Raw genomic sequence first — 1,114 nt, forward strand, 5'->3', positions numbered from 1 at the left:
GAACATACAGATATAACAGTCAAAGTAGAACAGCACAAAACAGGGCGATCTATTACGGGCTTTTCATTCAAGTTCAAACAAAAGCAACAGCCTAAATCAATCGAATCAAATCGAGATCCAAATACAACCGATCTGTTTGCCAAAATGACAGATGCACAACGACATATGTTTTCTCACAAACTGTCTGAAATGCCTGAAATGTCTAAGTATTCACAAGGTACAGAAAGCTTTCAGCAGTTTGCTGTACGTATTGCTGAAATGCTTTTACAACCTGAAAAATTTGATGAGTTTTATCCATACCTGGTGAAAGCTGGGTACAAGTAATAATAGATTACTTAGGGTCTATCACGCACCAATCTCGAACGGTAGACCCATTCAATGAATAACATTGCTGTGACATGATATGAACTAAATTCTTTCCGTCCACTCGCTTTACGTCTACTCCATATTTTTCTGCTATTGCCCTACGCTCTGCAACTTCATCAAACGATGGAATCCATAAAATAGAAAATATTGTTATGAAAAGAACAAAGAGAAACATCCCTCCAGTGACATAGGCATAGTGTGTCCATTTGATGTGATTAAAGTCTTTAACGGCATGGGCTGCCCTTGATTCAATCTTCTTTGCTGTCAGTTCTGCTGCATTTTCGGCTGCCTGTTTTACAGCTTCAGATAACTGAGTTTTTAAACGCTCATTATTGTGCTGAATAGCTGCTAGCTCAGCCTGAATTTCAAGTTGCTGTTTTTCAGCAATAGCCAATAGTTCAAAGGCTCTATCTTCTGCATTACTCATTTAATCTCTCTCCATGCCTTTGCTTTTTGATGACCTTGTTTTTTGGCGTTGAATTTGGGCTTGTCTTTGTCTTTCAATCTCAATGGCTTTTTTGGCTTCGGCTGCCAATCGAGCTTTTTCCATTTCAGCAGCCTTTTTCTGCTGCTCTAGTTGTTGCTGCTTGAGCTTGTAGGCTTCAAACCGCTTCATAGTTGAATCAAGCCCTTGCTTAACCTCTTGAGGGGCAATATGACGAATTTGGGCTGTTTTACGAGACTCTCTGAATGCCATTAGCTCAGCACGTTTTTCAGGGTCGCGGGCTTCACTTGGCATATATTTTCT

2 protein-coding genes and 1 pseudogene are annotated in these 1,114 nt (G+C 40.0%); 1 reads left to right on the plus strand and 2 read right to left on the minus strand.

Translation table 11 applies throughout. From position 1 onward, the window contains the following. Positions 1–324 (plus strand): annotated as a pseudogene (locus FTV42_RS17235) (RepB family plasmid replication initiator protein); the annotation flags it as partial. Between the two features lie 7 nt (positions 325–331). Here the strand turns inward: FTV42_RS17235 and FTV42_RS17240 are convergent. Both FTV42_RS17240 and FTV42_RS17245 read right to left on the minus strand, forming a co-directional pair. Then, positions 332–793 (minus strand): hypothetical protein, encoded by a 462-nt coding sequence (locus FTV42_RS17240; RefSeq protein ID WP_179991745.1) that lies wholly within the window; start codon positions 791–793, stop codon positions 332–334. Then, positions 794–1,114: hypothetical protein (locus FTV42_RS17245; RefSeq protein ID WP_306669655.1), on the minus strand; the 321-nt coding region annotated here is incomplete at its 5' end.

This window comes from Acinetobacter sp. YH16052, assembly GCF_013417155.1.
GTDB lineage: Bacteria > Pseudomonadota > Gammaproteobacteria > Pseudomonadales > Moraxellaceae > Acinetobacter.

Bases quoted from the DNA above. Each gene is read 5' to 3' on its own strand.
- FTV42_RS17240 (WP_179991745.1), bottom strand. From the start codon at position 793: ATGAGTAATGCAGAAGATAGAGCCTTTGAACTATTGGCTATTGCTGAA.